27 protein-coding genes and 1 tRNA gene are annotated in these 26,312 nt (G+C 46.0%); 16 read left to right on the top strand and 12 right to left on the bottom strand.

What is annotated here, in order from left to right:
* Positions 1-34 precede the first annotated feature (34 nt).
* From QUB33_RS01625 to QUB33_RS01600, 6 genes are all read right to left on the bottom strand, one after another.
* Positions 35-163, bottom strand: coding sequence for a hypothetical protein (locus QUB33_RS01625; protein ID WP_333346341.1), 129 nt, complete (start codon positions 161-163; stop codon positions 35-37).
* Positions 160-2,823 carry an ABC transporter substrate-binding protein gene (locus QUB33_RS01620; RefSeq protein ID WP_333346338.1) on the bottom strand — a complete coding sequence of 888 codons (2,664 nt, stop codon included), beginning with the start codon at positions 2,821-2,823 and terminating at the stop codon, positions 160-162. The genes QUB33_RS01625 and QUB33_RS01620 overlap by 4 nt, the downstream gene beginning before the upstream one ends.
* A 76-nt stretch (positions 2,824-2,899) precedes the next feature.
* On the bottom strand, positions 2,900-5,977 hold the full coding sequence (locus tag QUB33_RS01615; protein ID WP_333346335.1) for an ABC transporter substrate-binding protein: 3,078 nt from the start codon (positions 5,975-5,977) through the stop codon (positions 2,900-2,902).
* 67 nt (positions 5,978-6,044) lie between these two features.
* Complete coding sequence (locus QUB33_RS01610) at positions 6,045-7,322, bottom strand: ATP-binding protein (protein ID WP_333346332.1); 1,278 nt, start codon at positions 7,320-7,322, stop codon at positions 6,045-6,047.
* Between the two features lie 695 nt (positions 7,323-8,017).
* Positions 8,018-8,317, bottom strand: coding sequence for a hypothetical protein (locus QUB33_RS01605; RefSeq protein ID WP_006633230.1), 300 nt, complete (start codon positions 8,315-8,317; stop codon positions 8,018-8,020).
* 49 nt (positions 8,318-8,366) lie between these two features.
* Positions 8,367-8,978: a DNA-3-methyladenine glycosylase gene (locus QUB33_RS01600; RefSeq protein ID WP_333346329.1), complete on the bottom strand. Its 612-nt coding sequence runs from the start codon at positions 8,976-8,978 to the stop codon at positions 8,367-8,369.
* A 20-nt stretch (positions 8,979-8,998) separates the two neighbouring features.
* On the opposite strand from QUB33_RS01600, the gene QUB33_RS01595 reads away from it, so the two are divergent.
* A complete protein-coding gene (locus QUB33_RS01595) occupies positions 8,999-9,121 on the top strand; it encodes a hypothetical protein (protein ID WP_006633228.1) in 123 nt (40 codons plus the stop codon).
* Positions 9,122-9,220: 99 nt separating this feature from the next.
* On the opposite strand, the gene QUB33_RS01590 is transcribed toward QUB33_RS01595, so the two are convergent.
* Together QUB33_RS01590 and QUB33_RS01585 are read right to left on the bottom strand one after the other, a co-directional pair.
* The gene (locus QUB33_RS01590) at positions 9,221-9,739 is read right to left on the bottom strand and encodes a pentapeptide repeat-containing protein (protein WP_333346326.1); all 519 of its coding nucleotides are present in this window, start codon (positions 9,737-9,739) and stop codon (positions 9,221-9,223) included.
* 47 nt (positions 9,740-9,786) lie between these two features.
* Complete coding sequence (locus tag QUB33_RS01585) at positions 9,787-9,969, bottom strand: hypothetical protein (protein ID WP_333346324.1); 183 nt, start codon at positions 9,967-9,969, stop codon at positions 9,787-9,789.
* A 282-nt stretch (positions 9,970-10,251) separates the two neighbouring features.
* Here QUB33_RS01585 and QUB33_RS01580 point away from each other — a divergent pair, with 282 nt between their 5' ends.
* Positions 10,252-10,755, top strand: a complete 504-nt coding sequence (locus QUB33_RS01580; RefSeq protein ID WP_333346321.1) for a hypothetical protein — start codon at positions 10,252-10,254, stop codon at positions 10,753-10,755.
* 108 nt (positions 10,756-10,863) lie between these two features.
* Positions 10,864-11,304, top strand: a complete 441-nt coding sequence (locus QUB33_RS01575; protein ID WP_333346318.1) for a translation initiation factor — start codon at positions 10,864-10,866, stop codon at positions 11,302-11,304.
* 88 nt (positions 11,305-11,392) lie between these two features.
* Here QUB33_RS01575 and QUB33_RS01570 read toward each other — a convergent pair.
* Both QUB33_RS01570 and QUB33_RS01565 read right to left on the bottom strand, forming a co-directional pair.
* Positions 11,393-11,477: transfer RNA gene (locus QUB33_RS01570), tRNA-Ser, on the bottom strand.
* A 34-nt stretch (positions 11,478-11,511) separates the two neighbouring features.
* Complete coding sequence (locus QUB33_RS01565; RefSeq protein ID WP_333346314.1) at positions 11,512-12,429, bottom strand: TIGR04168 family protein; 918 nt, start codon at positions 12,427-12,429, stop codon at positions 11,512-11,514.
* A gap of 211 nt (positions 12,430-12,640) precedes the next feature.
* Here QUB33_RS01565 and nadA point away from each other — a divergent pair, with 211 nt between their 5' ends.
* The 8 genes from nadA to QUB33_RS01525 all read left to right on the top strand — a co-directional run bounded on the left by nadA (position 12,641) and on the right by QUB33_RS01525 (position 19,160).
* Complete coding sequence (gene nadA, locus QUB33_RS01560; protein ID WP_333346311.1) at positions 12,641-13,609, top strand: quinolinate synthase NadA; 969 nt, start codon at positions 12,641-12,643, stop codon at positions 13,607-13,609.
* A 177-nt stretch (positions 13,610-13,786) separates the two neighbouring features.
* Complete coding sequence (locus QUB33_RS01555; RefSeq protein WP_333346307.1) at positions 13,787-14,404, top strand: TIGR04282 family arsenosugar biosynthesis glycosyltransferase; 618 nt, start codon at positions 13,787-13,789, stop codon at positions 14,402-14,404.
* A 423-nt stretch (positions 14,405-14,827) separates the two neighbouring features.
* The gene (locus QUB33_RS01550) at positions 14,828-15,544 is read left to right on the top strand and encodes a TIGR04283 family arsenosugar biosynthesis glycosyltransferase (protein ID WP_333346304.1); all 717 of its coding nucleotides are present in this window, start codon (positions 14,828-14,830) and stop codon (positions 15,542-15,544) included.
* Between the two features lie 114 nt (positions 15,545-15,658).
* On the top strand, positions 15,659-16,168 hold the full coding sequence (locus tag QUB33_RS01545; protein ID WP_006633219.1) for a photosystem I reaction center protein subunit XI: 510 nt from the start codon (positions 15,659-15,661) through the stop codon (positions 16,166-16,168).
* Between the two features lie 53 nt (positions 16,169-16,221).
* Positions 16,222-16,338 carry a photosystem I reaction center subunit VIII gene (locus tag QUB33_RS01540; RefSeq protein WP_015174678.1) on the top strand — a complete coding sequence of 39 codons (117 nt, stop codon included), beginning with the start codon at positions 16,222-16,224 and terminating at the stop codon, positions 16,336-16,338.
* Between the two features lie 338 nt (positions 16,339-16,676).
* Positions 16,677-17,231: a hypothetical protein gene (locus QUB33_RS01535; protein WP_333346300.1), complete on the top strand. Its 555-nt coding sequence runs from the start codon at positions 16,677-16,679 to the stop codon at positions 17,229-17,231.
* Positions 17,232-17,369: 138 nt separating this feature from the next.
* Entirely contained in the window at positions 17,370-18,257 is an 888-nt protein-coding gene (locus tag QUB33_RS01530; protein WP_333346297.1) for a hypothetical protein, read from the top strand.
* 186 nt (positions 18,258-18,443) lie between these two features.
* Positions 18,444-19,160, top strand: a complete 717-nt coding sequence (locus tag QUB33_RS01525) for a DUF2996 domain-containing protein (RefSeq protein WP_333346294.1) — start codon at positions 18,444-18,446, stop codon at positions 19,158-19,160.
* Positions 19,161-19,416: 256 nt separating this feature from the next.
* Here the strand turns inward: QUB33_RS01525 and QUB33_RS01520 are convergent, their stop codons facing one another.
* Positions 19,417-20,238, bottom strand: coding sequence for an alpha/beta hydrolase (locus QUB33_RS01520; RefSeq protein WP_333346291.1), 822 nt, complete (start codon positions 20,236-20,238; stop codon positions 19,417-19,419).
* An 85-nt stretch (positions 20,239-20,323) separates the two neighbouring features.
* A complete protein-coding gene (locus QUB33_RS01515; protein ID WP_333346288.1) occupies positions 20,324-21,049 on the bottom strand; it encodes a lysophospholipid acyltransferase family protein in 726 nt (241 codons plus the stop codon).
* Between the two features lie 286 nt (positions 21,050-21,335).
* Between QUB33_RS01515 and QUB33_RS01510 the strand changes: the two genes are divergently transcribed.
* The 5 genes from QUB33_RS01510 to QUB33_RS01490 all read left to right on the top strand — a co-directional run bounded on the left by QUB33_RS01510 (position 21,336) and on the right by QUB33_RS01490 (position 26,137).
* Entirely contained in the window at positions 21,336-22,496 is a 1,161-nt protein-coding gene (locus QUB33_RS01510) for a pentapeptide repeat-containing protein (protein ID WP_333346285.1), read from the top strand.
* A gap of 352 nt (positions 22,497-22,848) precedes the next feature.
* Complete coding sequence (locus QUB33_RS01505; RefSeq protein WP_333346282.1) at positions 22,849-23,163, top strand: hypothetical protein; 315 nt, start codon at positions 22,849-22,851, stop codon at positions 23,161-23,163.
* 129 nt (positions 23,164-23,292) lie between these two features.
* Positions 23,293-25,020 carry a succinate dehydrogenase/fumarate reductase flavoprotein subunit gene (locus QUB33_RS01500; protein WP_333346279.1) on the top strand — a complete coding sequence of 576 codons (1,728 nt, stop codon included), beginning with the start codon at positions 23,293-23,295 and terminating at the stop codon, positions 25,018-25,020.
* Between the two features lie 323 nt (positions 25,021-25,343).
* Positions 25,344-25,700, top strand: a complete 357-nt coding sequence (locus QUB33_RS01495; protein ID WP_333346276.1) for a type II toxin-antitoxin system RelE/ParE family toxin — start codon at positions 25,344-25,346, stop codon at positions 25,698-25,700.
* A 116-nt stretch (positions 25,701-25,816) separates the two neighbouring features.
* On the top strand, positions 25,817-26,137 hold the full coding sequence (locus QUB33_RS01490; protein WP_333289088.1) for a helix-turn-helix transcriptional regulator: 321 nt from the start codon (positions 25,817-25,819) through the stop codon (positions 26,135-26,137).
* Positions 26,138-26,312 lie beyond the last annotated feature (175 nt).

Here is a 26,312-nt window from a genome sequence, read left to right as displayed (position 1 = left end):
AACTTGGTTCGTAACGAGCGCAATTTTAACCAACTCAAGTTTTACTGGTGTCGTCATATCTATCTTCCAGAATGGACAACTGGGTGATGCTAAGTGACTGAGATTTAGGAATGCGATCGCAACCTTCGTAATTGCGCTTCACCCCGATCACTCTCCCAGTCATTTTTGCGACTCCAGTAACACAAACTTATCTCCAACAACCTTAACCAAAATTGCTTCACTCTGGCGCTCCCCTTCCGAAGTAAACTGAAGTGGATACCCTGACGTTTGAGTGTCTGAAAGATTGATATTTTTAAGTCCTCGCAGAACTGTAGCGCGAGTGGGATTGGGCGACAAAGCTTTAATAAAAGCCTGAGTCGCATCAAAGCTAGTAGCTGTGCGCCAGCTAACCGGCCCTCCCCATTGCTGCGCTGCTGCTATGGCAAAGTTTTTTGATTGTGGTGCTTGGCTAAACCAGGGTACAGCGAGAATCAAGCCTTCAACGTCTTCACTGCCTCCGTTCAAGGTGGTCTGACTATACAAAGTATCCCCACCTAACAACTTTAGCCCTTGCCTCTGTGGATTTTGGGGGCTAGTCTTTAGCCTAGCTGTCTGCTGGGCGTTAGCTGTGGCAATTTTCAGCGCCACATCGGTGTTTTGCGTGTCCGGAAACAACACAATTGCCTGTGCCTTATCTCTCCACAGACTCTTGGCAACTTCTATTTCTGAATCGAATTTCGGTTCGGTCAAATCAATCCTCCGAACTATCCTACCCCCGAGTTTTTCAAAGTTCTTTGTAAATTCTTCCCTGAGACTGTCCTTGTAGGGAATATTAGGATTGTAGAAAATCACAACTGCGTTCAAGTCTAGGAATTTTCTGGCATATTCAGCTAACTGTTTTCCAGCAGCAACATCAGAAGCAACTGTCCTAAAAAAATTATCACCCTGCAAAGATGTACTGGTGCTGGTGGGAGAGATCATGGCTACTTCAGCTAGTTTGTATTCATCTAGCGCCTGTTTGCTAGCATCGCTAGAGTTGTGTCCAATCACTCCCAGTACAGATTTGTCTTTCACCAACTCAGTAGCTATTTGTTTAGCTTGTTCCGGTTTGTCAACATCGTTGGCGATGACTATTTCCAATAATCGACCGTTTAATCCTCCTTTCTGATTGAACTGATTTTGTGCCTGTGCCACACCGCGTAAAATTTCTTTAGCTATTGGTTCTCGGTTATCCACTGGCACAACTACTGCCAAAGTTACAGGAGAACCCTGTTGCTTTGCTAGTGCATTGTTGTAGTAAATTAGCACTTCGGGGTCGTTGCGATTATCTGCTACAGCGTTTTTAAAGAATTGCGCTGATTGGGAGTAATTACCTTTCTTAAATGCTGCAATGCCACGCTCGCGATTGGTGTTTTTAGTATTAGGAAATAACGTGCGATCGCCGCGACTAATATTAATCCTGGTATCTGCTATACAGAAAAAAGCTAACTCTTTATTTTCACCTACTGGGCATGGCGTTACCAAGCGATAAACCCCCAACCCCACAGCGACAGAGATTAATCCTATTACTGCCACCGTTCCTAACAGAACTCGCTTTTTTACACCTGGGGCATTGGAAGGAATAACTGTAATTGCTAGCTCTTGTTTTTGTGCTGATAATTGCCCGCCAATGGATCTGCTATTAACTGTTTGTATTTCAACCTTCTCTAGCTTTTTTAATTCATCTACCTCTTGCTCCACTGGGTGACGTTTCACCAACCAGCGGCGAACTAATTCTATTTTTACTTTGCGTGTCTTGTCATCCCAAAAACCCCTTTTAACCAGTTGTTCCGCTGCTTGAACGAGGGAGTCTGTTCGGGAAACTCCATAGCTTTTGAGTAGCTTTAATGGGTCTTCTGGAATTTTATCTGCTTTTTCAATAGCTATTTTTTGAGCTGCTGCTGCTGCTGAAAAAACTACTTTTTCCGGAAGAGATAGTCCATCCCAGAACCAGGCCAAGCCAGCTTCAGCACTTTCAATTGCCTTGTCTACAATACTCTCAACATCTGCACGAGTGACTGTCCAGTTATCTAGATCCCGCGCTGTGCCAAAAATAGCAAAGCAGATTACTTGCGTAAAATAGGGATGCCCGCCCGACAGTTCCAGAATTGCTTTTATCGCATCTGGTTCGTATTCAAGAATCCCCTTAGATGGTTTAGTAATCAGACGCTTAACGCTTACCTCATCTAGCAAACCAATTTCTTGGTAGGGGGCATCTTTAAATAAACTGAGGAAATTCGGCATATCTGGCGATTCCCGTCCTAAAAATAGAACGGTGAAGAGTTTATTATCTAGCTCTATAACAGACTGTAAATAGGGTAAAAAATCTTCAAATACTGCCACTAAATAGTCACTATCTAAGACATCAAATTCGTCAAACAACAAAACTATATTTTTCTCTCCCAATGCCTCATAAACTTGGGGCAAAAATTTGCTAGAGAAAATATATGGTTCTGTTTCTAACTCGGCGATTGAAGGTAGCCTTATCTTAGCTGCATCTAGTTCTAGGTGTTCGATAATTTCTTTAGCGAGCGCTACTAAGATACTGCTGAGTTGTTCTTGGCTGTAGTCTTGAAGGTCGAAAGGAACAAAGACAAATTCATCTAATGCAACAAACTTAGGAATATTACGGAGTACAGACGACTTACCGATACGTCGCTGACCGTCCAACAAGATCACTTTTTCACCCCGCCTCAAATTATCCTCAACAAAGCGGAATATACTTTCTCGCCCAACAAATAATTCCGGTTCATTGATTGGACGACCGATAATGTAAGGATTTCTGCGAACAGGTGAAGATCTCATAAATGGGAACAGCAATAATATTAGGATTTCTGTGAGCAGGTGAATGTGTCATCCAATCTCCTATAATAGCCCACCTCTATTGCAGGAGTGTGAATTTACCTCCCTCAACCTTAACAAGGATGGATTCACTTTGTCTCTCCCCTTCCGAAGTAAACTTGAGTGGATACCCTGACGTTTGACTGTCTGGAAGATTGATATTTTTGAGTCCTCGCAGAACTGTAGCGGGAGTGGGATTGGGTGACAAAGCTTTAATAAAAGCCTGAGTCGCATCATAGCTACTAGCTGTGCGCCCGCTAACGGATCCTCCCCATTGCTGGCCTGCTGCTATGGCAAAGTTTTTTGCTTGTGGTGCTTCCCTAAACCAAGATACAGCTAGAATCAAGCCTTCAACGGATTGACCATCTTCGTTCAAGGTTGTCTTACTATACAAAGTATCCCCACCTAACAACTTTAGCCCTTGCCTCTGTGGATTTGGGGGCCTAGTCTTTAGCCTAGCCGTCTGCTGGGCGTTAGCTGTGACAGTTTTTAGGGCTACATCAGTGTTTTGAGTGTCCGGAAATAACACAACTGCTTGTGCTTTATCTCTCCACAGACTCTTTGCAACTTCTGTTTCTGGATCGAATTTCTGTTCGGTCAAATTAATCCTCCGAACTACGCTACCTCCTAGTTTTTCAAAGTTCTTTGTAAATTCCTCTCTGAGACTGTCGCTGTAGGTACTATCGGGATTGTAGAAAATCACAACTGAGTTTAAGTTAAGGGTTTTTCTGGCATATTCTGCTAATTTTTTGCCAGCATCTGCATCAGAAGGCACTGTCCGAAAGAAATTATTACCCTGCAAAGATGTACTGGTGCTGGTGGGAGAGATGATTGCTAGTTCAGTTTTGTTGTATTCATCTAGCGCCGGTTTGGTAGCATCGCTAGAGTAGTGTCCGATTACTCCCAGTACAGATTTGTCTTTCACCAACTCAGCAGCTATTTGTTTAGCTTGTTCCGGTTCGTTAGCATCGTTGGCGATGACAATTTCCAACAATCGACCGTTTAATCCCCCTTTTTGATTGAACTGATTTTGTGCCTGTGCCACACCGCGTAAAATTTCTTTAGCTATTGGTTCTTGGTTATCTGCTGGCACAACTGCTGCCAAAGTTACAGGATAACCCTTTTCCTTTGCTAGTGCATTGTTGTAGTAAATTAGCACTTCTGGGTCGTTGCGATCGCCTGCTACAGCGTTTTTAAAGAATTGAGTAGCTTCGGAGTAATTGCCTTGTTTGAATGCTGAAATACCACGCTCGCGATTGGAGTTTTTAATATTAGGAAATAAAGTGCGATCGCCACGACTAATCCTTCTCGTATCTGGTTCACATCCAATACCTAATAATGCTTTCTGTTGACCTGGTGGACAAGGAGTTGCCACTCGATAAGCGCCGAAACCCACGGTGGCGATCGTTGCTACTGCTGCTATTAAGCCTATCAAAACTCGTTTACGCTGAATCTGGATACTGCTGTTGCTTCTGCGACTAACAGATGAGTCAGGATCGCGTGTAGATTGTTGACCTGTCTGACCTAAACCTCTGCTCTGATAAACTTCAATTTCTTCCAGTTTCTGCTGTGCTGACTCTCGATCGGGATCAATTTTCAAGATTCGGCTGAACTGCTTCTTTGCTCGTGAGAAATTTTGCTGCGTTATCAACTCATGCCCGTATTTTTGCAGCGCGTTGACAAGGCATTCTTTGTTGTTTACCTTGTCCAATTGGTAGGATCGCTCGTAAAGTTCCAAGGATCTGTCGAATTTTTTATTCTCCAAGTATCCCTCAGCCAGAGACAGTACAGTGCTGAAATGATTGGGATTGAGAACTAAAACCTGCTCGTAAATCCTCAGTGAATCATCCTTTTTTCCCTGTTGCTTTAGGCTATTCGCTACTTCGCAGAGGTGAGTAACGTTTTCTAGATCGAGTTGCTCCAGTTGCCATATTTCTTGCCCCAGTGGGTGGCGTTTCACCAACCAGCGGCGAACTAATTCAACTTTCACTCTACGTCCCGTATCATCCAAGAAACCATTCTCAGCTAGTTTTCTAGCTGCTTCGACCAGGGAATCGGTTTCGATAACTCCGTAGCTTTTGAGTAGCGTTAAAGGTTCTTCCGGCAAGCGTTTTTTTTGCTCATCAATAGCTATCTTTTGAGCCTCTGCTACCGCTGAGAAAATCGCTTTCTCTGAGATAGACAGTCCCTCCCAGAACCATACCAAGCCAGGTTCAGCGCTTTCAATTGCCTTGTCTACAACACTCTCCACATTTGCACGAGTTACCATCGAATTGTTGTTTGCACGAGTGACCATCGAATTGCTATTATCCCTTGCTTGCCCGAAAATAGAAAAGCAGATTACTTGGGCAAAATAGGGATGCCCTGCAGACAGTTCCTGAATTGCTTTTATCGACTCTGGTTCATATTGCAGCACCCTGTTAGTCGGGTTAATAATCAACCGTTGAGCGCTTAGATCGTCCAGGAAACCTATTTCTTGGTAAGGCGCACCTTTAAACAAACTACGCAGATTTTCCAGATCGTTCAGATGCCGTCCCACTACCGGAATGATAAAGAATCTTCTCTGTTCGCTAGTCAGGGATTTTAAATAATCAAAGAAACTAGCACCCTTATTTACAATGTCGTTGTTTTGGTTATCTAAAACATCAAACTCATCGAGTAACAACACTAGATTACTATCGCCGATTGCCTGATAAATTGAGGGTAAAAAGTTATCAGAGAATATTTTTGTATCTGCTTCTAACTCTTCAAGATTTGGCGGTTGCACTCGACCTTCTAGCTGAAGCTTATCGATAATCTCCTTAGCTAGGCAATGCAGTATACTACTCAGAGTTGACTGACCTCGGTCTTGCAAATCAAAATGAACAAAAACAAACTCATTATTCCTCAAAAAATTGGGAATCTGTTTGAGTACAGATGACTTGCCGATCCGTCGTTGACCGTGCAACAAGATAACTTGTACATTCTGCCTTAGATTGTCATCAATAAAGCTGAACAGACTTTCTCGACCAAAAAACTTTTCCGGTTCCTCGATAGGAGTACCGACAATGTAAGGATTTCTATGATTTGTGTTCCCAACCATATTCTCTCTATCCACAGGTTCCCAGTATTGCGTCAAGGTTAATTTGATAGGTTGAAGCTATTGAGAAATTAGATTTTTTTGAACAATCCCGGTTTCTCACCTCTCAACTTATGAATCCGTTAAACGCGGCTACTAACTTAGTCAACCATACAAGAGTAGACGGCACTTCATTTTTATTCGTCCATAGCCAGTTAATTGCTGTTTGGAATTTTTTGACTTGATCATGACTCATGAGGTTGAGAAACACTTTTTGTCGTTCTTGAAGGAAAACCTGATCCGAATTCCAAATCTCTTGAATCACCAAGCGCTCCATGATTGATGAAGTGAAGGAGTATGGCACTCTTCCTTCGGCAACGCGGGTAATTACACCTGCTTCTTCTAGTTTGGTTAACTCTCGCTCTCTTTGACTAAAAATGAGTTCCATGCCTCTCAGATCAAACTGTTTTTTATGATGCAGACGACCTTTTAAATGAGACAGAGCCATCAGCATCAACAGAGTCTGCTGTTGTTCAGAACATCTAGCCCAAATACTGTGAAAAAATGGCTGGGTATCCCTTTCAAAATCCGTAATAAAAGCTTGAACATCAGGTCTTTTTCCTGTTCGCAGTTCTCTGTAAATAAAAAAACCAGCCATCTGTAGAAAACGTGGGTGTCCACTAGCAATTTCATCAATGGCATCCCGTAATTCTGGTTTCATTGGGATGCCCCCCAGTAGTTGAGCAATTTCCTTTTTATTAAATGGCTTCAGCGACTGGAACAGATAGTGGTTATACCAAGGTGAAGCATTTGGTCGTAGCTGCGGACCCAGTTCATTCAGGCGTTTGAGGGAAGCGACAATCATCGAGAGATATTTTCTCTCCGGACAGTGAACAGCAAAACTACGGCATTCGGTGACGAATTGTTCCATTTCAGCTTCAGTGTATTGCTCGTTTGGGCGCAGAGCTGCATCATAGTCATCTACCAGCAGCACCAAGAATTTGTTTTTTTGCCCAAGCTTCCCCAATACCTGGCGTAGGCTATCTTTGGTGGTTTTACGTGTTTGCAACAATGTCTCAATTTCACCCTGCAATCCAGGTTCGCTGCCCAAATTATCCTTCATTAAGCTCAAGACTTCCCGCCAAAAACCAGAGGGAGTGAAAGGAATGATATTCTCGCAATTAAGTAGAACGATCGCAGCCTGGGACGGATCTAGTCCGTTCTTGTTCCAGGCTTGAGGCGACGCCAGTAACTCCAAAAAGGAGGTCTTACCCATTCCTGAACCACCCCAAAGCGCCAAGTGAGCGCGATTATAGATTTGGTCGAATGCAGCCGCAATTTCATAGCTTCGTCCCACAAATTGCTCTGGGGGAACTGGCTTACCAACATTGAATGGATTTGACATAGTTATCTGAATTAGAATAAGGTATCTCGCTAGACACACACTGTTAAGATTGGGAATTATTATATCTCTCAAGCAAAGCTTGCCCGGTCTTCCGCTAGATGTACTCAGTTAAGATGCAGAGCTATTAGGGCTTTGAACCAACTTTTGCATCTAGTTAGCAGCTTGTTTTTCTATGAGACTCGCGGTCACCCTGTCCTTGCACTTAGGTAAAATTACATGACCAAAGTCAATAGTCCGGACAGTTTTTATAGGGCCCAATGGCTTATGCTCGCTTGACTTCGCAGCCCCTGTGGATAATTAAATCAATGTCAGCTCCACGCCGGACTTACATTTAATTCGACTTTTTTATGATCCTTGCCCTGTAAAGCTTGTAGTATCGTTCCAAAAACTGTCCGGAGTATTGCAAAGTGGAAATAGAAGGCTGTTATAGAATTCCCTGTTGCCTCGCTTTTTCATTCATGGGAGCATCCCGATTTTGCAAATAGACTGCCAGCAGCTAAAATAATGTCTAGCTATTAGCAATGTCTCCCTGGAAGTCCGATCGCACATCGAAGACAATCTATTTTTACCCGTTGATTCCTCACTCAGCTAGAAAAAATAGGGGAAAAGATGCTCAAGCTGACGGGATTGTCACTCCGTCAGAGTTGAGTCTCAATTTCCCCATGCCCGATGCCCAATTCCCCATTCCCAAAATCTTACATTTCTTGCATCAACCGCAAATAATTCTGCCGCATCTGCGTCATATTTTCCATCATTCTATTAGCCATATCTTTCTCAACATCGCTCATTTGTTGCCAAAATAAAGCCGATCGCCTCGCCATAATTGCTTCTTCCCACAACATCTCCAAAAGTTGCGCCGCCATTGGATTTTCAGCATCGATAATCCCGCACAATTGCTCGAAGGCCCGGTTGGCTTCGGTGTGAGTGCTAACATCCTGAACCAGGCTTAGGCATTTTTTGAGTTGTACGATCGGATTTTCAGAAGAGTAAGCCATAATTTCACTAAGATAAGCGACAAAATTTACACTGATACCTTTGACATTACTAGAGTTGTGACACAGCGGTAGAGTTCCCTACATACCACCGCCAAGGCAAATCAATTCCTTGAGAAATCCCGATCCGCGTAGTTTGCACAAAATTTATTGTACCCTCCTCCACAGCTTGCTGAAAGTTCTCGCTCCGGTGTTCCAACCGCAGCGGTTGGCCTGCACCCAAGGGAAAACCGCTTAAAGTTCGATCGATCTCCAGCACCTTACAAAGTTTCCCAGGCCCGGCGGCGAGGCGCGATCGCTTCTTCTCAGGAATTCCAGCGTACCCCTTGAGAACCGCATCTACCTGCAAAGCTCGAATCAGCACAGCACTAGCAACTCCCTCTACATCCGTCACCACATTAAAACAGTGATACATCCCGTAGATTAAGTAAACGTAGCTCATACCCGGAGGCCCGAACATCACCTCATTGCGAGGAGTTCGCTGCCGGTAAGCGTGACAAGCGGGGTCTCCCGGGCCGTAAGCTTCGGTTTCGACAATAATTCCCCGAATCGTCTCGCCGTCAGGAAACTGCCGCACGAGAGTACAGCCCAGCAAATCTGGCGCTACGCTGGTAGATGGCCGCGCCAGCCAAAAAGATTCTACAATCTGAGTATTTGCACTCACTCAACAACAGCAGGTAAATTATGGACGTTAAGTTAGTTTTAGCAGTCTTGACAGCAGTTTTCACGGTTTGCTGTCTGTTCTTCGGTACAAAAAACGGATTCTACGATACTGACAAGTATCACGGTAACGGTTCTGCTCACTAATTTTAGGCGTGCAGTTCATTTCTTAAAAAACCGCTGCCTGTTTGTCAGGCGGCGGTTTTCTTTCGATTTAATAGATATAAACAGTATTTGCTGGCCTTACTAAGGATGAATTGTGCCATCTGGCATTTTAGCTTCTTGCAAGCTAGCATTCGAGAAGTCAGCGCATCCCATGAGGTTGAAACGCATGGTCGCTCCTCGATCCGTTGCTTTCATATTGAAACCAACTACTGCATTTTCTGGGTTATTCTGCTGTGGAACAGCGGTGACATTAAAATCCATATTTGCTTCTTTTTCATTAGCCTCAAGGTTGAAAGTGATGCCGGCACAGCCCAAATCAGCTCCCGTCAGGTTGGCTCTATTTAAGTTTGCATTTTTGAGGTTGGCATGAGCCAATTTTGCTCCTGATAAGTTAGCACCTTCTAGGTTGGCTCCCTGCAAGTTGACTCCTTGCAAGTCTAATCCTTTTAGGTTGGCATTGCTGAAATTGCATTCTGGACACTGTTTGGTTTGCAGAAATTCCTTGACTTGGTTCTTTTGATTTGAAAAAGTTAGATATTTAGCCGCAGTAAATACAACTGCGATGGACAATCCAGCAGTAAATAAATTATTTAATTTCATAAATATCCGAAAAGCTTCGGAGGCTTTCTATCGCGGTTCATAGATTCCTACAATAGTGCGATCGACCTCTCCAGAATTTCCACAACAAAATTGTCGGCATCTCCCACAAGCAGTTTGGCGCAATTAAACACCGCCGGACTTATAAATCCCGCCTCCTTTCCCTCGCCAGTGCTGCTTTGAGTTTCGGACTCGTCCCGCCCGTCTGCTTCACTTTGCTGCGAGCAGTCCACAAACGGAATTTATTCTTACGCGAAGGCGCGCATTTGCATATACCTCCAGACTGAAATAAAAGAAACTTTATTTATATCCCTGGAATGAGCTAATTTTCGAGAGACTTGAGGATGATTGAATACAAAGGCAATACCGTACCTGCGCTGTTAGGTTCTCAGCAACTACTTTTGTCAAAATTGCTTTGAGAAATTAATTTACTCTAAAAACTGTTGGCAGCAGCTCAGGTTCCTCAACCTCGCCAGAACACACCCTACCTGTAATCCCGACAATTCGGAGCGGCAATGAACACAATCAAACCCGAACCCAAAAGATCGCGCTTCATGGCTCTGCTGCTGACAACGCTGCTGACCTTTCCCTTTGTGAGTGCTTGCGGTTCTGACGGACGAACTGACGCTCCCCCGCCTCCTGTTGACAACACTCGCGCTGGAGGAGTACAAACTAATCGCAGCTCCACTCCTTCGCCACAAGCCAAAAAAGGACTGAGCACTGCTCAAAAAGTAGGGATTACTTTAGCAGGAGCAGCGGCCCTTTACTACATCTACAATCAGCACAAAAATAAACAAGAAAAGGGGCCGCAGGGAAAACATTACCTTTCCAAAAACGGTCGCGTTTACTACCGCGATGCCCAGAATCGTGCGGTCTGGGTAACGCCCCCGCCTGAAGGAATTAAAGTTCCGGAGTCCGAGGCAGCGCGTTATCGCGAATTCCAGGGGTACAACAACCAAAATACCGGTCGAGACCTTACTACCTTGCCGGAAGCTACAAGTCCTGTTCCCGCACAGTAGTCCAAGCATTTGAGATTTTAGATTGCAGGTTCCGTGAGTTTCCATTAAATCTGGGATTCCCAATCTAAAACAGTCGTTTTTCAACACATAAAAAAGAGGAACTTTATCATGGTAGACGGATTTTTGCGGAAGTTAAAAGATGCGATCGTCGGACCAGACGGCGAGCAAGTCGATCCTGACGGCTATTACGAAGATCCCTCAAATCCCGGACAGTTCGGCAACGTGACCCCAGCCAGCGAAGACCCCTACGGCGACCCGGCTGGCTACGGAGAGTACGGCAACGTGACTCCAGCCAGCGAAGACCCCTACGGCGACCCGGCTGAGTACGGAGAGTACGGCAACCTGACCCCGGCCAGCCAAGACCCCTACGGCGACCCCGCAGACGACGCCGGTACCGACTACGCACAGTTCGGCAACGTGACTCCGGCCAGCGAAGACCCCTACGGCGACCCCGCAGACTACGTAGCGGATGCTGGAATGTTCGGCAATGTCGTCCCCGCGAGCGAAGATCCCTACGGCGACCCGGCGGATGAAGAAGGCTTTAGTTAACTCAGTTGGCTAGAAAAATTACCTGGTAAGCAACAGCACCCCTGTGGGGGTGTTTTTTTTGCCAGTTCTTTTTGCTAGTTCTCAAAAACGGAGAGGGTGGGATTTGAACCCACGGAACCTTGCGGTTCACCTGATTTCAAGTCAGGCGCATTCGACCACTCTGCCACCTCTCCGGGCGCATTCATTTTATCATACCAGCAATTGTCTCTAACTACAAATAGCCGCAGATTCAGCGCCCCGATAAAGAATTTGTTCTAAGGCAACGGCGAAATCTGCCCCCAGCCAAACCAGAGACACTTCCGACACTGCTCCATTTTCCAGCAGGACGATCGAGAAATTCCGCAGTTTCGAGCACTCTTTCTCCACAATTCGCGGTACGCTGGCGGCATTCAAATAAACTGTACCCTCCGCACTCACCTCCAGCGACTTCCGCAACTCGTGCTTCGTGTGCCGCAGTTTGTGGTGCATATGACCAAAAGTTACCAGCGGTATGTGCTTTCCTGTGGTACGAGTTCGATCGATCGCCTCCGCAAAATCCGGGTCGCCCCAATCCCCTCCCAGCGGCTTCCAATCTCGCCCGCAGGGGTCTTCAGGAGCCTCTCCCAAGCCCGTCGGGCCCGTGTGACCCAAAAAAATCACATTTTCGCAGTCCGCCAAAGCCGCAGCTTCTGCAATGCGCCGCGCTGACTCTTCAAAACTCTCTACCCCAAACCATTCCGAGTAAAAATCCCCGTACTTCCACTCCGATCCCCCCCAAGTAAACGGGCGGCTTCCCACCACAGTTACGCCCAATTCGGGAAAATCACGCTTCCCGTAACCGACGTGAGCTTCTCCCATTAAATCTAACTGCTGTTTTACCCAATTTTCTTGAGTGCGATCGTAAGGGCACTGACTGCGGCCCCACTCTGTCGCCGTGTACCAAGCGTCGTGGTTCCCAAAAACTGCTGCTTTCGGAATGTCCAATTGGGCTATCGCCCGCACCACCTCCACCGACTCATTGCCAAAATCCCCCACAAACAGCACCAAATCAACGCCCAGATGCTTCAGGGCCTCGCCGTCTTCAGGTTCCCAGCGATCGTGAACGTCCCCCACCACCGCAATTTTGATAGATTTAGCTTTATTCATGTGATTTGTCATGTGCGATCGATCCCTAGCCCCTTCTTACTCAGCATAAGAAACAGCGACCAATTTTTGCACTCTCCCGCAGCATATTTTGGATTTTAGATTTGAGATTTTAGATGGGCTCCACTGAACAGCCAGCACTTTTTGGTGAATTCAACTATAATTCAAAATACACTTTAGCTGTCTTCGCCACCTTCCCCGGAATATTCTAACTGTGTTTACCACCGCACCTGCTCCGAACTTTACTCAAACCCGACTGCCCAACGACTTGTTTGCAGCCATTAACGCCCTCAAACAAGAGTTGAACGCCGTCATTCTCGCCCACTATTACCAAGACTCCGAGATTCAAGACATCGCAGACTTCATTGGCGACTCCCTAGAACTTGCCCGCAAAGCCGCCAACACCAGCGCCGATGTCATAGTTTTTGCCGGAGTTCATTTCATGGCTGAAACCGCAAAAATTCTCAATCCTGACAAATTAGTATTGTTGCCCGACTTGAATGCTGGGTGTTCCCTCGCCGACAGTTGTCCTCCCGAAGCCTTTGCAGCTTTCAAAGCCGATCGACCAGGACATTTAGTAATTTCCTACATTAATTGTAGCGCCGCAATTAAGGCAATGAGCGATATAATTTGCACCAGTTCTAACGCTGTTAAAATTGTCAACCAAATTCCGAAAAATCAGCCGATAATTTTTGGGCCAGATCGCAATCTCGGTCGCTACGTCATGGAACAAACCGGTAGAAACATGGAGATTTGGCAAGGAGCCTGCATCGTCCACGAAAACTTCTCAGAAAAAAAGATAGTTCAACTCAAAATCGAAAATCCCGAAGCCGAAATAATTGCCCACCCAGAATGCGAACCTCCCGTGCTGCGCCACGCTAATTACATCGGCTCCACCACCGCTTTGCTCAAATATTCTCAAGCTAGTTCCAGCCAAGCTTTTATTGTTGCGACTGAACCGGGAATCATTCACCAAATGGCAAAGCAAGCTCCGCACAAACGATTCATTCCCGCTCCTTCAACCAATAATAACTGTGCTTGCAACGAATGCCCGCACATGAGATTAAATACCTTGGAAAAATTGTATCTCTCCCTCAAAAATCAAACCCCCGAAATTACCATGCCGCTAGATATTCAACTAGCAGCCTTGCAGCCGATCGAGCGAATGTTAGAAATGAGCTAACCGCTGGCTATTTTTAAGTAAATTTATTGTGTGGTGAGTTGGGCGCGGTGATCCAATTAAGTCATTGCCTAACCCACCAACATCGAGCGGCAATCTGTGAATCAGTTGTCCGCTCCTTCTCTTCTCTTGCTATGCGCCTCTGGGGTTTCTGCCTTTAAAACTCATGAACAACTATAAATGATGTCCGAAAAACTGATTGTTTTCACCCGCTATCCAGAACCGGGAACAACCAAAACTCGACTTATTCCGGTGCTGGGAAAAACAGGCGCTGCCAACCTTCACCGCTTGATGGCCCAACGGACGATCGCCTGCGCTCTCTCTCTGGAAAAATCCCGCCGATTATCGGTAGAAATTCACCGAGCCGGCGGCAGCCAACAACTGATGCAAGACTGGTTGGGAACTGATATTATTTGTCAAAATCAAATAGAGGGCGATTTGGGCGCAAGAATGACAGCAGCGTTTGAAAAATCTTTTAATTCAGGGGCGGAAAAAACTGCAATAATCGGTACAGATTGTCCTGATTTGAAGGCAGAAATCATGGCGCAAGCTTTTGATGAACTGAGCCAGCACGATTTAGTTTTGGGCCCCGCCCAAGACGGAGGTTATTATCTGATAGGGTTGCGGCGATCGATACCGGAATTGTTCGGTGGCATTAACTGGGGAACCAGTGAAGTATTGGCTTGTACGCGGGCGATCGCCCAAAAGCTAGACCTCAATATTGCTTATCTTCCCATTCTTACAGATATCGATCTACCAGAAGACCTCCTCGGTTTAGATATTAATATGTTGAAATAACTAAAGTCTATTTAAGCTTTCTAAATTATTAGAAACAGTCATAGGTTTTTTGATAAAAATGCTTGATTGTAAAACCACAACGTCATAATATAGTAATTGTATTTGTCTAACCAAATGCTGAATATCAGTAGTGGTTAGACAGCGCTTGGGACAATAGTCCCAGGCGCGAGAAAAAGTTAAAAATTAGCAAATAAATTAGCAACTAACAGCTCTGCTTTGTACGAAACCCGTCCTGGCAGATAAAAGCCCAATATAGGCGCGGGCCCGGCGTAAAAAATTAGCAACTAACAGCTCTGTTTTGTACAAAACTCGCCCTCCTATCTTAAGGCCCCATGTAGGGGCGATCGCGGCGTAAAAAATTGGCTAAATAACAGATAAGCTTTGTACAAAACCCGCCCTCTCTCACGGGCTGCTTAATTCTGTATGTCGCCAGAAAATCCCAATCTCAAAATTTCCATTATCATTCCCGTCTTAAACGAAGCACCTACAATTGCCCGAGTCATCTCCACCGCCCTTGAGGCCAAAAATGTGGAAATAATTGTCGCCGACGGCTGCAGCAGCGACGGTACAGCAGATATAGCAAAATCTTTGGGCGTGCGAGTTATCTCCACCGCCCCAGGCCGCGCCACCCAAATGAATGCAGGTGCCGCCGCTGCTACTGGAGATATCCTGCTGTTTCTCCACGGAGACACTCTTTTGCCTCGCGGGTACGACGATAGCGCGCGTCGGGCACTAGCTAACCCGTCTGCTGTAGCAGGCGCCTTTGAACTCAAGATTGACGCCTGCAGGCTCAGCCTCCGGCTGGTAGAAAAGGGGGTAAACTGCCGATCGAACTTTTTGGAAATGCCCTACGGCGACCAAGCTATTTTCCTCCACGCAGTTACCTTTGACAAAATCGGCGGTTTTCCCGACTTGCCCCTCATGGAAGACTTTGAATTCGTGCGCCAATTGAAAAAACAAGGCCGCATTGAAATAGTACCCCAGCCAGTGCTGACCTCCGCCCGTCGCTGGCAGAAGCTTGGGGTCCTCAAAACTACCGCCATTAATCAAATAGTAATCATCGCTTATTTCCTAGGAGTGTCGCCCGATCGACTCGCTTTCTGGTATAAGGGGCAAAAGAAAAATTCTTCCAAAAACTAAAGAATAGTGAACTTTTCTAAAGCTTGCTGCCAATTATGCAAATAGGAAACACGTCCCTGCGTAAAATATGACTTGAACGCCTCAACTTTATTAAACTGCGAGGACAAACAGAATATGCCCGATCCCAGAGATGCAGAGCTTATTAAACCCTTTAACGGCGACCCCTTCACGGGTCATCTAGCCACCCCCATCAGTGCTTCTGATTTCACAAAAGCATACCTTGGGAACTTGCCCATCTACCGCAAAGGACTCTCGCCCCTAGTTCGAGGTCTAGAAATCGGTTTGGCACACGGTTATTTCCTCATCGGCCCCCAAATCGTCTTCGGACCCCTGCGGGATTATGGAGAAGCAGCTAATCTCGGCGGATTATATACAGCCCTCGTCTTAGTTCTGCTTGGCACAATAGGTCTGTCTCTTTACGGTTTAGTCTCTTTCAAACAAGACAACACCAGCTACCCTAGCGCTAATCCCATGACCCCCGATGCCCTCAGAAATTCTGAAGGGTGGAGCCAGTATACTGCTGGTTTCTTCATTGGCGGGATGGGCGGCGTCTTTCTTGCCTACTTCTTACTCGAAAACTTTAATGGCCTTGATGCCATTTTCCGGGGTTTAGTCAACAATTAGACTCCACTCTCACGCCTGTTGGAACACACTAACTTTAGTTTGGAGAATTTGATATGACAGGTTCCTACGCTGCTTCTTTCTTGCCTTGGATTTTGATTCCGGTTATTACATGGTTAATGCCGGTTGTGGTAATGGGTTTGTTGTTTATCTACATTGAAAGCGACGCCTGATCCTTACCCCTAAAGTAGGACCTAAGTTGGAAAGCCGAAGTAAGATGATTGACGAACAATTGCTCTGACATTTCTAGATAAATCTAGGGAAAATCAGCAAAATATTGTTTTGAGATTGCTGGCTATCCAAAAACTTAGTTTCTTTACCCCCATCCCCAGAATTTATCTGTGGAGCAATCTTTCAGTTTTCTTCCTTCAAAACTCGTAATTGCAAAAAAATCCTCTGTCGGCAGGCAGAGGATTTTTTTGCAAAGAAGACAAATCATCCGATCAGAGCACACAAATTGCCAAATTCTAAGCCACAATTGTTATGGAAACCTACTAATGAGGAGACAGCGATGCAATTTTTCCCCGCACGCCGCATCTTAGCTCCATTCCTGATCTCGGTACTGCTGTTAGTGACCGCCTGCGGTCAAACCCAAGCCCCTTCCCGCTGGGATAAAGCCCAGCAGGAAAGCACCCAAAAACCTGGTAAAGCCCAGCAGACAAATGCTGACAAATCAAGTGCTAGTAATCAAAACCTTCCCAAGAAGGCAGTTGCAGGCGGTAAATTAAATAAATACTTCCCGGCTTCTGGCGGTGGATTCGATCGCGTTTTTGCTCAAGAAAAATCCGGTTTTGCGGAAGCTAAGCTCAACAAAGGCGGTAAAAATGTCGCGATGCTCTCGATTAACGACCTCGCCGGCAACCCCTCCGCCGCTGCAAAATTTCAGCAAAGTAGCAAGCAAATCGGCGGCTATCCCGCCGTTAATCAGGGTGCTAATATCACCGCTGTTTTAGTGGCCAATCGCTATCAGGTGAAAGTTCAATCCCGCAGTCCCTCTTTTACCGCGAGCGATCGCGAAGCTTGGCTGTCAAAATTTAACCTCGGCGGCCTCGCCCGCGTCAAGTAGCAGTGTCTCTTGTCAAACTCCGCGCCCGACTCCAGTCTGGCGCTATTAAAACTAAGTTTGCCACAATAAGAGTGTGAAGTTTTTGCCATCTGCCAAAAGTAATACCTTTGATTTTCGTTCCAGCACAAGGAGTTTTTTGTGAGCAAAACAGTCTTTGAATTAGTCGATCAACTGCCTAAAGACAACATGACTGTCAAAGCCCTGCGAGCGCTTGACTTTGTGGTTCCCGGCGAGTGGAACAATTTAGTTGGCTTTGAAAATACCATTCGCACCGTTACTGGCGAATCTGATGAAGAACTGATCCAGCAAATTGGCGAACGCGCCATCTACCTCTACAACGATAAATCTGAGGGCTACCAGCGCGCTCTCTGGCTCTACCAAACTATTGACAGTGCTGACAAGGCTTTGGGCACTGCCGCCCTCGCTAACAAAGTCGCCCAAAATGTGCCGTTTTTGTCCGTGCTCGGCAATCTAACTCCCAAGCCGGAAAAAGCTCAAACGATCGACCTTTCTTTGAAGTTAGTCGTTGAGTTGCTGGCTTTTTGCCAAATTAACGGCCTTCCCGGCGACAGCATCGGCGATTTTGCCGGATCTTTGGGCGACTACGGCGGCGAATCCCTGATGCGGATGGCGGCTTTGGTTTGTTTCGATGGTTTGATTCCCTTGGGCCCGGACTTTATCATGGCAACTCAGTCTTGGATTCAGAGGCTCTCCCCGAACGATTTGCAAGATAATTCAGTCTTTCAGTCGATCGGCGGCATGATTCCTGGGGGATCTCCCGCAGGCCAACTCGGCTTTATCGGCGAAAGCTTTAACTCGGTTTCTGGCTGGATGAGCTCTTTTGTGAGCGATCGGGGTTTGACTCCCCAAAACGTACTCGGCCACTTGCAGAATTTTGTAGATATTTCAGCCGACAAGGTGGACTACGTGGGCGCATTCCTCGACATGACTACCAACTACTACGAACACACCGGTATTCAAACTCTCGCCCGCCGTTTGATTGAACGAGCTGTCGCTGAGATTTAGAATAACCAAAGGAGTTGTGATGTTTGCGAGCGATCGCCCTCTGAGAGTGTTTTGAGTTCAAATTTTTTTGACTAGCCATTCTCTCAGGTTGGTTTAAGGGTAAAAAGTGTGCGCGATCGCAAAAGTCGATCGCCCCCACCTGCACTCACAACTCCTTTTACCGATCACTTTTAAAAGGAAGCGTTAATGCCAGAAGAACCGCAAAACCCTACCGCTGGAGAATCGGAAACTCCCACTGCTTCGATCGAGAACGCCCCGAGTTCCGACGAACCCGAGACAAGCGACTTTCCCAGCACTGACAAGCCTCAGCCGACTGCTAAAAAACCTGCAGCCAAGAAAGAACCGAAAAATCCTACCGCTGGCGAATCGGAAACTCCCAGTGCTGCGATCGAGAATCCCCCGAGTTCCGACACAGCCGAGACAACCGACTTACCCAGCACTGACAAGCCTCAGCCGGCTGCTAAAAAGCCCGCAGCCAAGGCCGAAGGCGACAAGCCCCCAGCTAAAGCTAAAAAGGAAAAAGCACCTGCTGTTGAAGACAAGCCCTTTGCGGAATTTATTCAACAAGATTATTTGCCCGCTTTGCAAACTGCTTTGACTAAGCAGGGCGTTAAGGATTTAGAGGTGAGTTTGGCCAAGCAAAAATTCCCAGTTGCGGGCATGAGTTCCGCCGGTGATTGCTGGCAGGTAATTGGGAAATTCCAAGAAGGTCAGCGCCAATTTAACCTATATTTTCCTCAAGAAAATATTCAAAGTCAAAGGGCGTTTTCCTGCGCTGAAAATAATACCAAAACTAGCACTTTAGAGCCTTTTTTGATAGATGAGCGCAAGGTAACACTAGACCTCATGGTGTTTGGCGTCGTCCAGCGGCTTAACGCTCAAAAATGGCTAAATCTTAATTAGTTAATTGGGAATTGGGAATTGGGAATTGGAAATTGCGAATCTGGAATTGGGCATTGGTAATTGATAACATCATTTCCAGGTAATCCTGATAATTATTGTCCAGTGCGAGCGTCTCGCTCGCGAGCTAGAAGCTCGCACTGTAGCCGTAATCGATTGACCGGACATAATATAATTGGTAATTGCTGATGCCAATAAGATGGTTTTTCGGAGATGCCCAATGCCCAATGCCCAATACCCAATGCCCAATGCCCAATGACTATTGACTGCTGACTAATGACAGATTTTCTTCTGATTTTGTCAAAAAATTGCGAGCTTGCATTATCCCGTAAAGGCTAACATCTGTTTCTAACAAACAAGCATGACCGCTGTTAGCCAGCAGCACCATTTCAGCATTGGGAATTACCTTGACTAAAAGCTTCGCTTCTACTAGGGAAGGCAGCAGCCGATCGGCACCGCTAGCAATTACTAGCGTCGGCTGTTTGATGCCGCGCAACTGATTTTCGTCAACATTAAACGATCGCACTAACGCCAATCTCCACACAGACGTGTTTTGCGGTACCGCTTGCATTGCTTCTAGCAAAGCGCGGCGATCGTCGCGCCCAATCTTTCCTAAGGATGCTAATATCGGCAATAAACCGATTACCGAGAGGGGATAAAGGTTGGCCGGCAGCCACTGAGTCAGGTACGAGCCCCACTGCACCCAAGGCTGCTGTCGAAAGGAAGAAGCTGGATTGACTAAGATTAATCGATCGCACAATTGGGGAGCTTCTAACATCACTTTCATCGCTAAACACCCCCCAAATGACTCGCCGCACAGATAAACCGGCCGCTTCGGCTTTCCGGCTTGCTTTTCGGCTTCAATTAAGGCAATTGTTTCCCCAACCAGTACATCCCAACTAGGCCTATCGTCCGCAGGTAAAGTTAAGCAACGAATGTCAAAATGATTGGCTAATTTAGGAATTTGGGATCGCAGCAGCAAACCGCCCCCGTCCATACCGGGCAAAAATACAAATAAAGGGCGATCGAGTTTCGGGGGTTTGGGGGTTAGGAAACGAACCTTATTGTTAGCATTTGCCATGATTCAAGTCAATCGATTTTAGATTTTAGATTTTAGATTTTAGATTGGAAATCTGACACCAGTCCACAGTCAACAATCAACAAACTTACAAACAACCTCGTTGGAGTAATTCTGCAATTTCGCCCTGACAGTGGTCTGTGAGTTCAGCCACAACTGCTTTGGCTTTTTTGCCTTGATATTGCTGCTGTCTCTCGGCAGTAATCCAGTAAGGCTGGCCGATTAAAACATTAACTCGCTGATAAATTATCACAGGATGCCACCCCGATCGATCGAACAGCGGTTCCGAAGGATCAAACAAACTCAACAACTTGAGTGGTACACCCGATCGTACTGAGTGTTCCTCAAAAGAACTAATCGCCACCGGCAAAACCGCCAAATCCCGCACTGGCGCCCGCAAAGCCAAATGAGCAAATCCCCGCTGAAACTTCCCCACAGTATTCGGCCCAGTAAGCTTCACCATCGGTTCTGCACCCTCTGGAAACACCCCCACCATCTCCCCGCCTTGCAGCAGCGCTGTCGCTTGAGAGAAAAAATGCTGCTGTCGGTGCTCCGGTGCTTCCAAGGGAAAAGCGCCGAAAGTCGTGACAATTTCTCTCATCACCGGAACTTGACCCATGTAATGATGACAAGCAAAGCGGATCGATCGACCCAAAGCCGCCGTCAGCAGCACAGGATCTAAGAAACTGCGGTGATTGCTCACCACCAGCACCGGACTCTCTTGGGGAATCCGGTCTTCGCGGTACATAAACATCTGCGTTCCCAAACCAGCCAGGAAACAGCGCGAAATCAGCAATTTGCTCTCGGAAGACATGGGCGAAAAGACAGGTGCGACGCTATAAAGGTTGATTCCATTCTCATGCAGCTTAACATTACTTTACCAAGTCAGGGCTCCCTCAAAAAGTAGACTTTCCCATCTACCTGGGCTTTATAGTTCAGGACGTATGGGATAGTCAGACACTGAGTTTTTTCAATAAAAATTGCATTCGCTCCTTGAATACCGAGCGAAAAAACCCAGCTTCTTTGGTATAGCAACTCCTCAGACAATTGTGGTGTAAACTAAGAACGATCTTTTTTGTTGCAGAGCGAGCGCACCACTCATGGCAAAACCCTACAGCTACGATCTAGGCCAGAAAGTCATTCCAGCAATCAAGCTCGATTGCTTAAAAATTATTGCCCTATGGCTAAAGGGACAAGACCAAACAGGAAGCTTTCTAGCTTGGTTGCCAGTAGCTACTGCTCTACTTGTGGCTTCCCTAACTTTGACAAACCCAGCTCAGGCCGCCAACCCGGAACACATCAAGCAACTGTTAGAAACAAAACAGTGCAAAGGTTGCGATTTAACAAACGCTCAATTAAGGGGTGCGAGTCTGGAGGGGGCTAATTTGGCAGGAGCTAACTTAGAAAATGTATATTTGTACAAAGCTAATCTTGTCAATGCTAATCTTAGCGGTGCTAATGTCAGATCTGCTGACTTAGGAGATGTCAACATGAAAGGAATTAACCTGAGCGGTGCTGACTTGACAGATACCAACCTTAAAGGCAACGATATGACGGGCGCTAACTTAGAAAATGCCAACTTATCTAAAGCTATTTTAAAGTGTAATAAAACAACTCGAACTAGACTGACTTATGCCAACCTCAAAAAAGCTAACTTGACTAAGGCCGATCTCAAGGGAGTATCGCTTATAGGTGCAAATCTCGCAGATGCCAACCTTAGCGAGGCAGATCTGAGTCCTGACCGTTATCGTGCGGGGAACATAATCTATATTTCTCCTGCCTATCTCAGCGGTGCTAACTTGAGAAACGCCAATCTTAACAAGGCTACGTTAAATCGCGCTAATTTATATAGAGCTAATTTGAATAATGCCATTTTAACTAACGCTAGGCTGAATGATGGTAATTTATATAGAGCTAATTTGAATAATGCCATTTTAACTAATGCTAGTCTTAGTTATGCTAACTTGGAAATGGCTCAATTAACGGGAGCAGATCTAACGAAGGCTTCTCTAAAGATGGCCAACCTGGAAGGAGCAAATTTAATTAAGGCTAACCTCAGTAATGCCGATCTTGTGAAGTCCAAACTTGTTGATGCTAACCTAACAAATGCTATTTTAAAATCAGCCAGATTGGTAGATATCAACATGAGTAGAGCTAACTTAATGGGGGCAGACCTCAGCGGTGCGGAAATGCGTAAAAATAACCTCTGTGATGTCACAATGCCAGATGGCACAAAAACTAAAGAAGGTTGTGGCAACTGATATCGAACTCTAACTGTCGCCAAAAGAGAAAAGTTAAGTTGATTCATTTGATTTGAACTTGGATAGAACAATGCCGATCTGCGCCCAAAAGTCGAATTCGTAAACAGCTAGATGAGTTTGATTACTTACTCCATGCGAGCGCAGATGTCTTACGCCTTGCGTCCTAACACGGGCGCTTGCTATATTGATCGAAAGCAACAATTTATAAAGTCTTGTTGCGACTTCTGTAAAAATGCTTAAAATAGCCCCCAAACCAAGCTAGGGTAGCTAAACTGATAAATCTACAGTGGGGATTGACGCACTGTCAAAGTATTTTTGCACAAGTCTTAATAGCAATCTCGCCAGGAGCAAAATGAATAACATCCAAAACTATCGCCTTAGATGTACGCTCACCTTTGGCGACATTTACGGTCAAATCATTGTTTGGCTGATAGTCATCTTCCTAAGTCTAGCGTCGGCACTCGCCTTGTGGAGTAGCGCCCGCCAAATCTACGCCTTGGCTACCGTCGGCTTGATTTTAGTGCTGTCTCTGCCCTTCTTGCTGTTTGCTTTCGTTACAACTCTGCTAAATAACATTGAAGTGCTTGCTGTAGAACCCGGTACGGAACCTCAACCTTCTGCAACGGGAAATCAGCCGCTTCAGAACCCTGCCGAAAGCGCCGGCTAGTCCAATTTGAAAATTTAACTTTTGATTTTCCATTCAAATCAAAAGTTAAAAAACTTCCCACTCTTGTGGTAGGAAGTTTTTTTTTTCGTCACCATAAGTTGAGCAGAACACTCAAAATAATTCAAAAAAATGCTAGAACACGACGTAATCATTGTCGGCGGCGGTTTAGCAGGTTGTCGCGCCGCAGTAGAAATTGCTCGGACTGACCCCAGTTTAAAAGTAGCTGTCGTCGCCAAAACTCACCCGATTCGATCGCACTCCGTCGCAGCCCAAGGTGGCATGGCCTCCAGCCTGCAAAATGTCGATCCCGAAGACAGTTGGAAAGCCCACGCCTTCGACACAGTAAAAGGTTCAGACTATTTAGCCGACCAAGACGCGGTAGAAATCCTCACCCGGGAAGCACCCGGTGTAATCATAGATTTAGAACACATGGGAGTCCTCTTCTCCCGCCTCCCAGACGGCAGAATTGCCCAGCGCGCTTTCGGCGGGCATTCCCACCGCCGCACCTGCTACGCCGCCGACAAAACCGGTCACGCCATCCTCCACGAATTAGTCAACAATCTGCGCCGTTACGGAGTTCACATCTATCAGGAGTGGTATGTCACGCGCCTGATTTTGGAAGAAGGCCAAGCCAAGGGCGTAGTTATGTACCGCCTTCTAGACGGTCAAATTGAGGTTGTCCGTGCTAAGGCGGTGATGTTTGCTACGGGGGGTTACGGCCGAGTTTACAATACCACGTCGAACGATTACGCCTCGACGGGAGACGGTTTGGCGATGACGGCTTTAGCTGGACTGCCGTTGGAAGATATGGAATTCGTGCAGTTTCACCCGACTGGTTTGTATCCCGTGGGAGTGTTGATTTCGGAGGCTGTGCGGGGCGAAGGCGCTTATTTGATTAATTCAGAGGGCGATCGATTTATGGCCAATTATGCCCCGTCGCGGATGGAATTAGCGCCCAGAGATATCACCTCGCGGTCAATTTCCATAGAAATTCGCGCCGGCCGAGGAATTAATGTTGATGGTAGTGCCGGCGGCCCCTTTATCTACCTCGATTTGCGGCACATGGGACGCGAAAAAATTATGAGCAAGATTCCTTTTGCTTGGGAAGAAGCCCACCGTTTGTTAGGAATTGATGCCGTAAATCAGCCGATGCCCGTGCGCCCTACCGTTCACTATTCAATGGGGGGAATTCCTACTAATGTTAGCGGGCAAGTTCGCAGCAGTCCTGACAGTTTGGTAGACGGTTTCTTTGCAGCGGGCGAAGCAGCTTGCGTGTCAGTTCACGGCGCCAACCGTTTGGGCAGCAATTCGCTGTTGGAATGCGTCGTTTACGGCAAAGTTACTGGCGCAACCATAGCACAATTTGTACAAAATCGCAAGTTACCATCTGTGGATGAACAGCGTTATATCCAGGAAGCCAGCGAGCAAATTCAGGCACTTTTAGAACGTCCCGGAAAATACCGAATCAATCAAGTGCGGCAGCAGTATCAAGATACTATGACTGAGTATTGTGGCGTATTTCGTAGCGCCGAATTGATGCAGGAAGGTTTAAAGAAGTTGGAGGATTTAGAGCGACAATATGAGGAGGTTTACTTAGACGATAAAGGCAAGTTGTGGAATACGGAAATTGTGGAAGCTTTGGAGTTGCGGAGTTTGATAATTGTCGGAAAAATGATTTTAACTTCTGCTTTGAACCGTCAGGAAAGTCGGGGAGCTCATTCGCGGGAAGATTTTACTGAGCGCGATGACGGCAATTTCTTAAAGCATACGCTGGCCTATTATTCGCCGGCGGGGATTGATTTGGCTTATATGCCGGTGGCGATTACGATGTTTGAGCCGCAGGAGAGGAAGTATTAATTTGTAGGTGGGCATTGCCAGCCCTGTTAATGTAGTGAATAAATCCCTCAAACGCTTGAAATTGCGTAGGGGGCGATCGTTAAATCTTCTTCTTTTAACAGGTGATTACCAATAAACTAGGTTTATTGGTAATCGCCACCCCTTAGAATGACGGAAATCAGTCGAGCGCACCTTGACAGGGCTGGCTGGCAATGCTTACCTTAGCCATTGAGAGGAAATTCGGCAATCTTTAGTCTCTCGTACCACTTTTAGTCATATTGGGTTATAATTATGTCAGATACGACATATTATTGTAAACTCTATGACTGGACTGTACTTAATTTATGGAATCCCAAGGCGAGAACAAGGATGTTGTTTGGCTTAGAGGCGAAGTAAAAACTCCTCCTTTTTCGGCCTCAGCGCGAATCGAGGTAGGGATTTTATTAAGGATGTTACAAAATGGAGAAATTTTAGCCATGCCTGTCTCTCGACCTATGCCAAGCATCAGCCCTCACTGCCACGAATTGCGGATCAATGATAGTGAAGCCGATAAACAGTGGCGAGTTATTTACCGGATTGACTCAGATGCTATTGTCATTGCAGATGTGTTTCAAAAAAACACCCAGAAAACGCCTAAGCGCATGATTGAAAACTGTCAAAGACGACTGAGATTGTACGATCGAAGCTCAGGAGAAACCTAGTTATTTCAGGACTTCCTTTAGGGTGGGCATTGCCCACCTTACAAATTGAGAGACAATTCACCATTCACAATCCTTGGTCTGTGCAATTCATATAATTAAAAGAGGTAATATTTACAATGGATGCAATTAAACGTCAACGTTTAGAAGCAGCAGGTTGGCGGGTGGGAGATGCCGCAGACTTTCTAGAACTTTCAGCCGAAGAAATTGCTTTTATTGAGATGAAGCTGTCTCTAATTAAACGCTTGAAGCAGCTTCGCATTAGTCAAAATCTTTCTCAAGAAAATTTGGCTAAGAAAATTAAATCTAGTCAGTCACGGGTAGCTAAAATAGAAGCTGGCGATCCGTCTGTTTCTCTTGATTTGATGGTAAGGACAATGCTAGCGCTGGGAGCAACTCGCGAGGATGTGGCACTCGCTATTACTTCTTCCAAAAGCTGAGAAGCAGACAGTTGACATTTGAGAATCTTCTAGAATTTGAAGTTAACTTTATCCCGATAAAACGGCTCTCCTGAGTTTATGGTGTAAAATGTACCTACTAATACATTTACCGTTATGAGCTTCCATTTAGACTATCTATTAGCCTTGCCTGGAGTCAGGGTTGAAACTTGTACTC

The sequence above is a fragment of the Microcoleus sp. B3-A4 genome, from assembly GCF_036705385.1.
GTDB lineage: Bacteria > Cyanobacteriota > Cyanobacteriia > Cyanobacteriales > Microcoleaceae > Microcoleus.
Note: the sequence above shows the minus strand (reverse complement) of the source record. Positions and strands in the feature narration are given on the sequence as shown.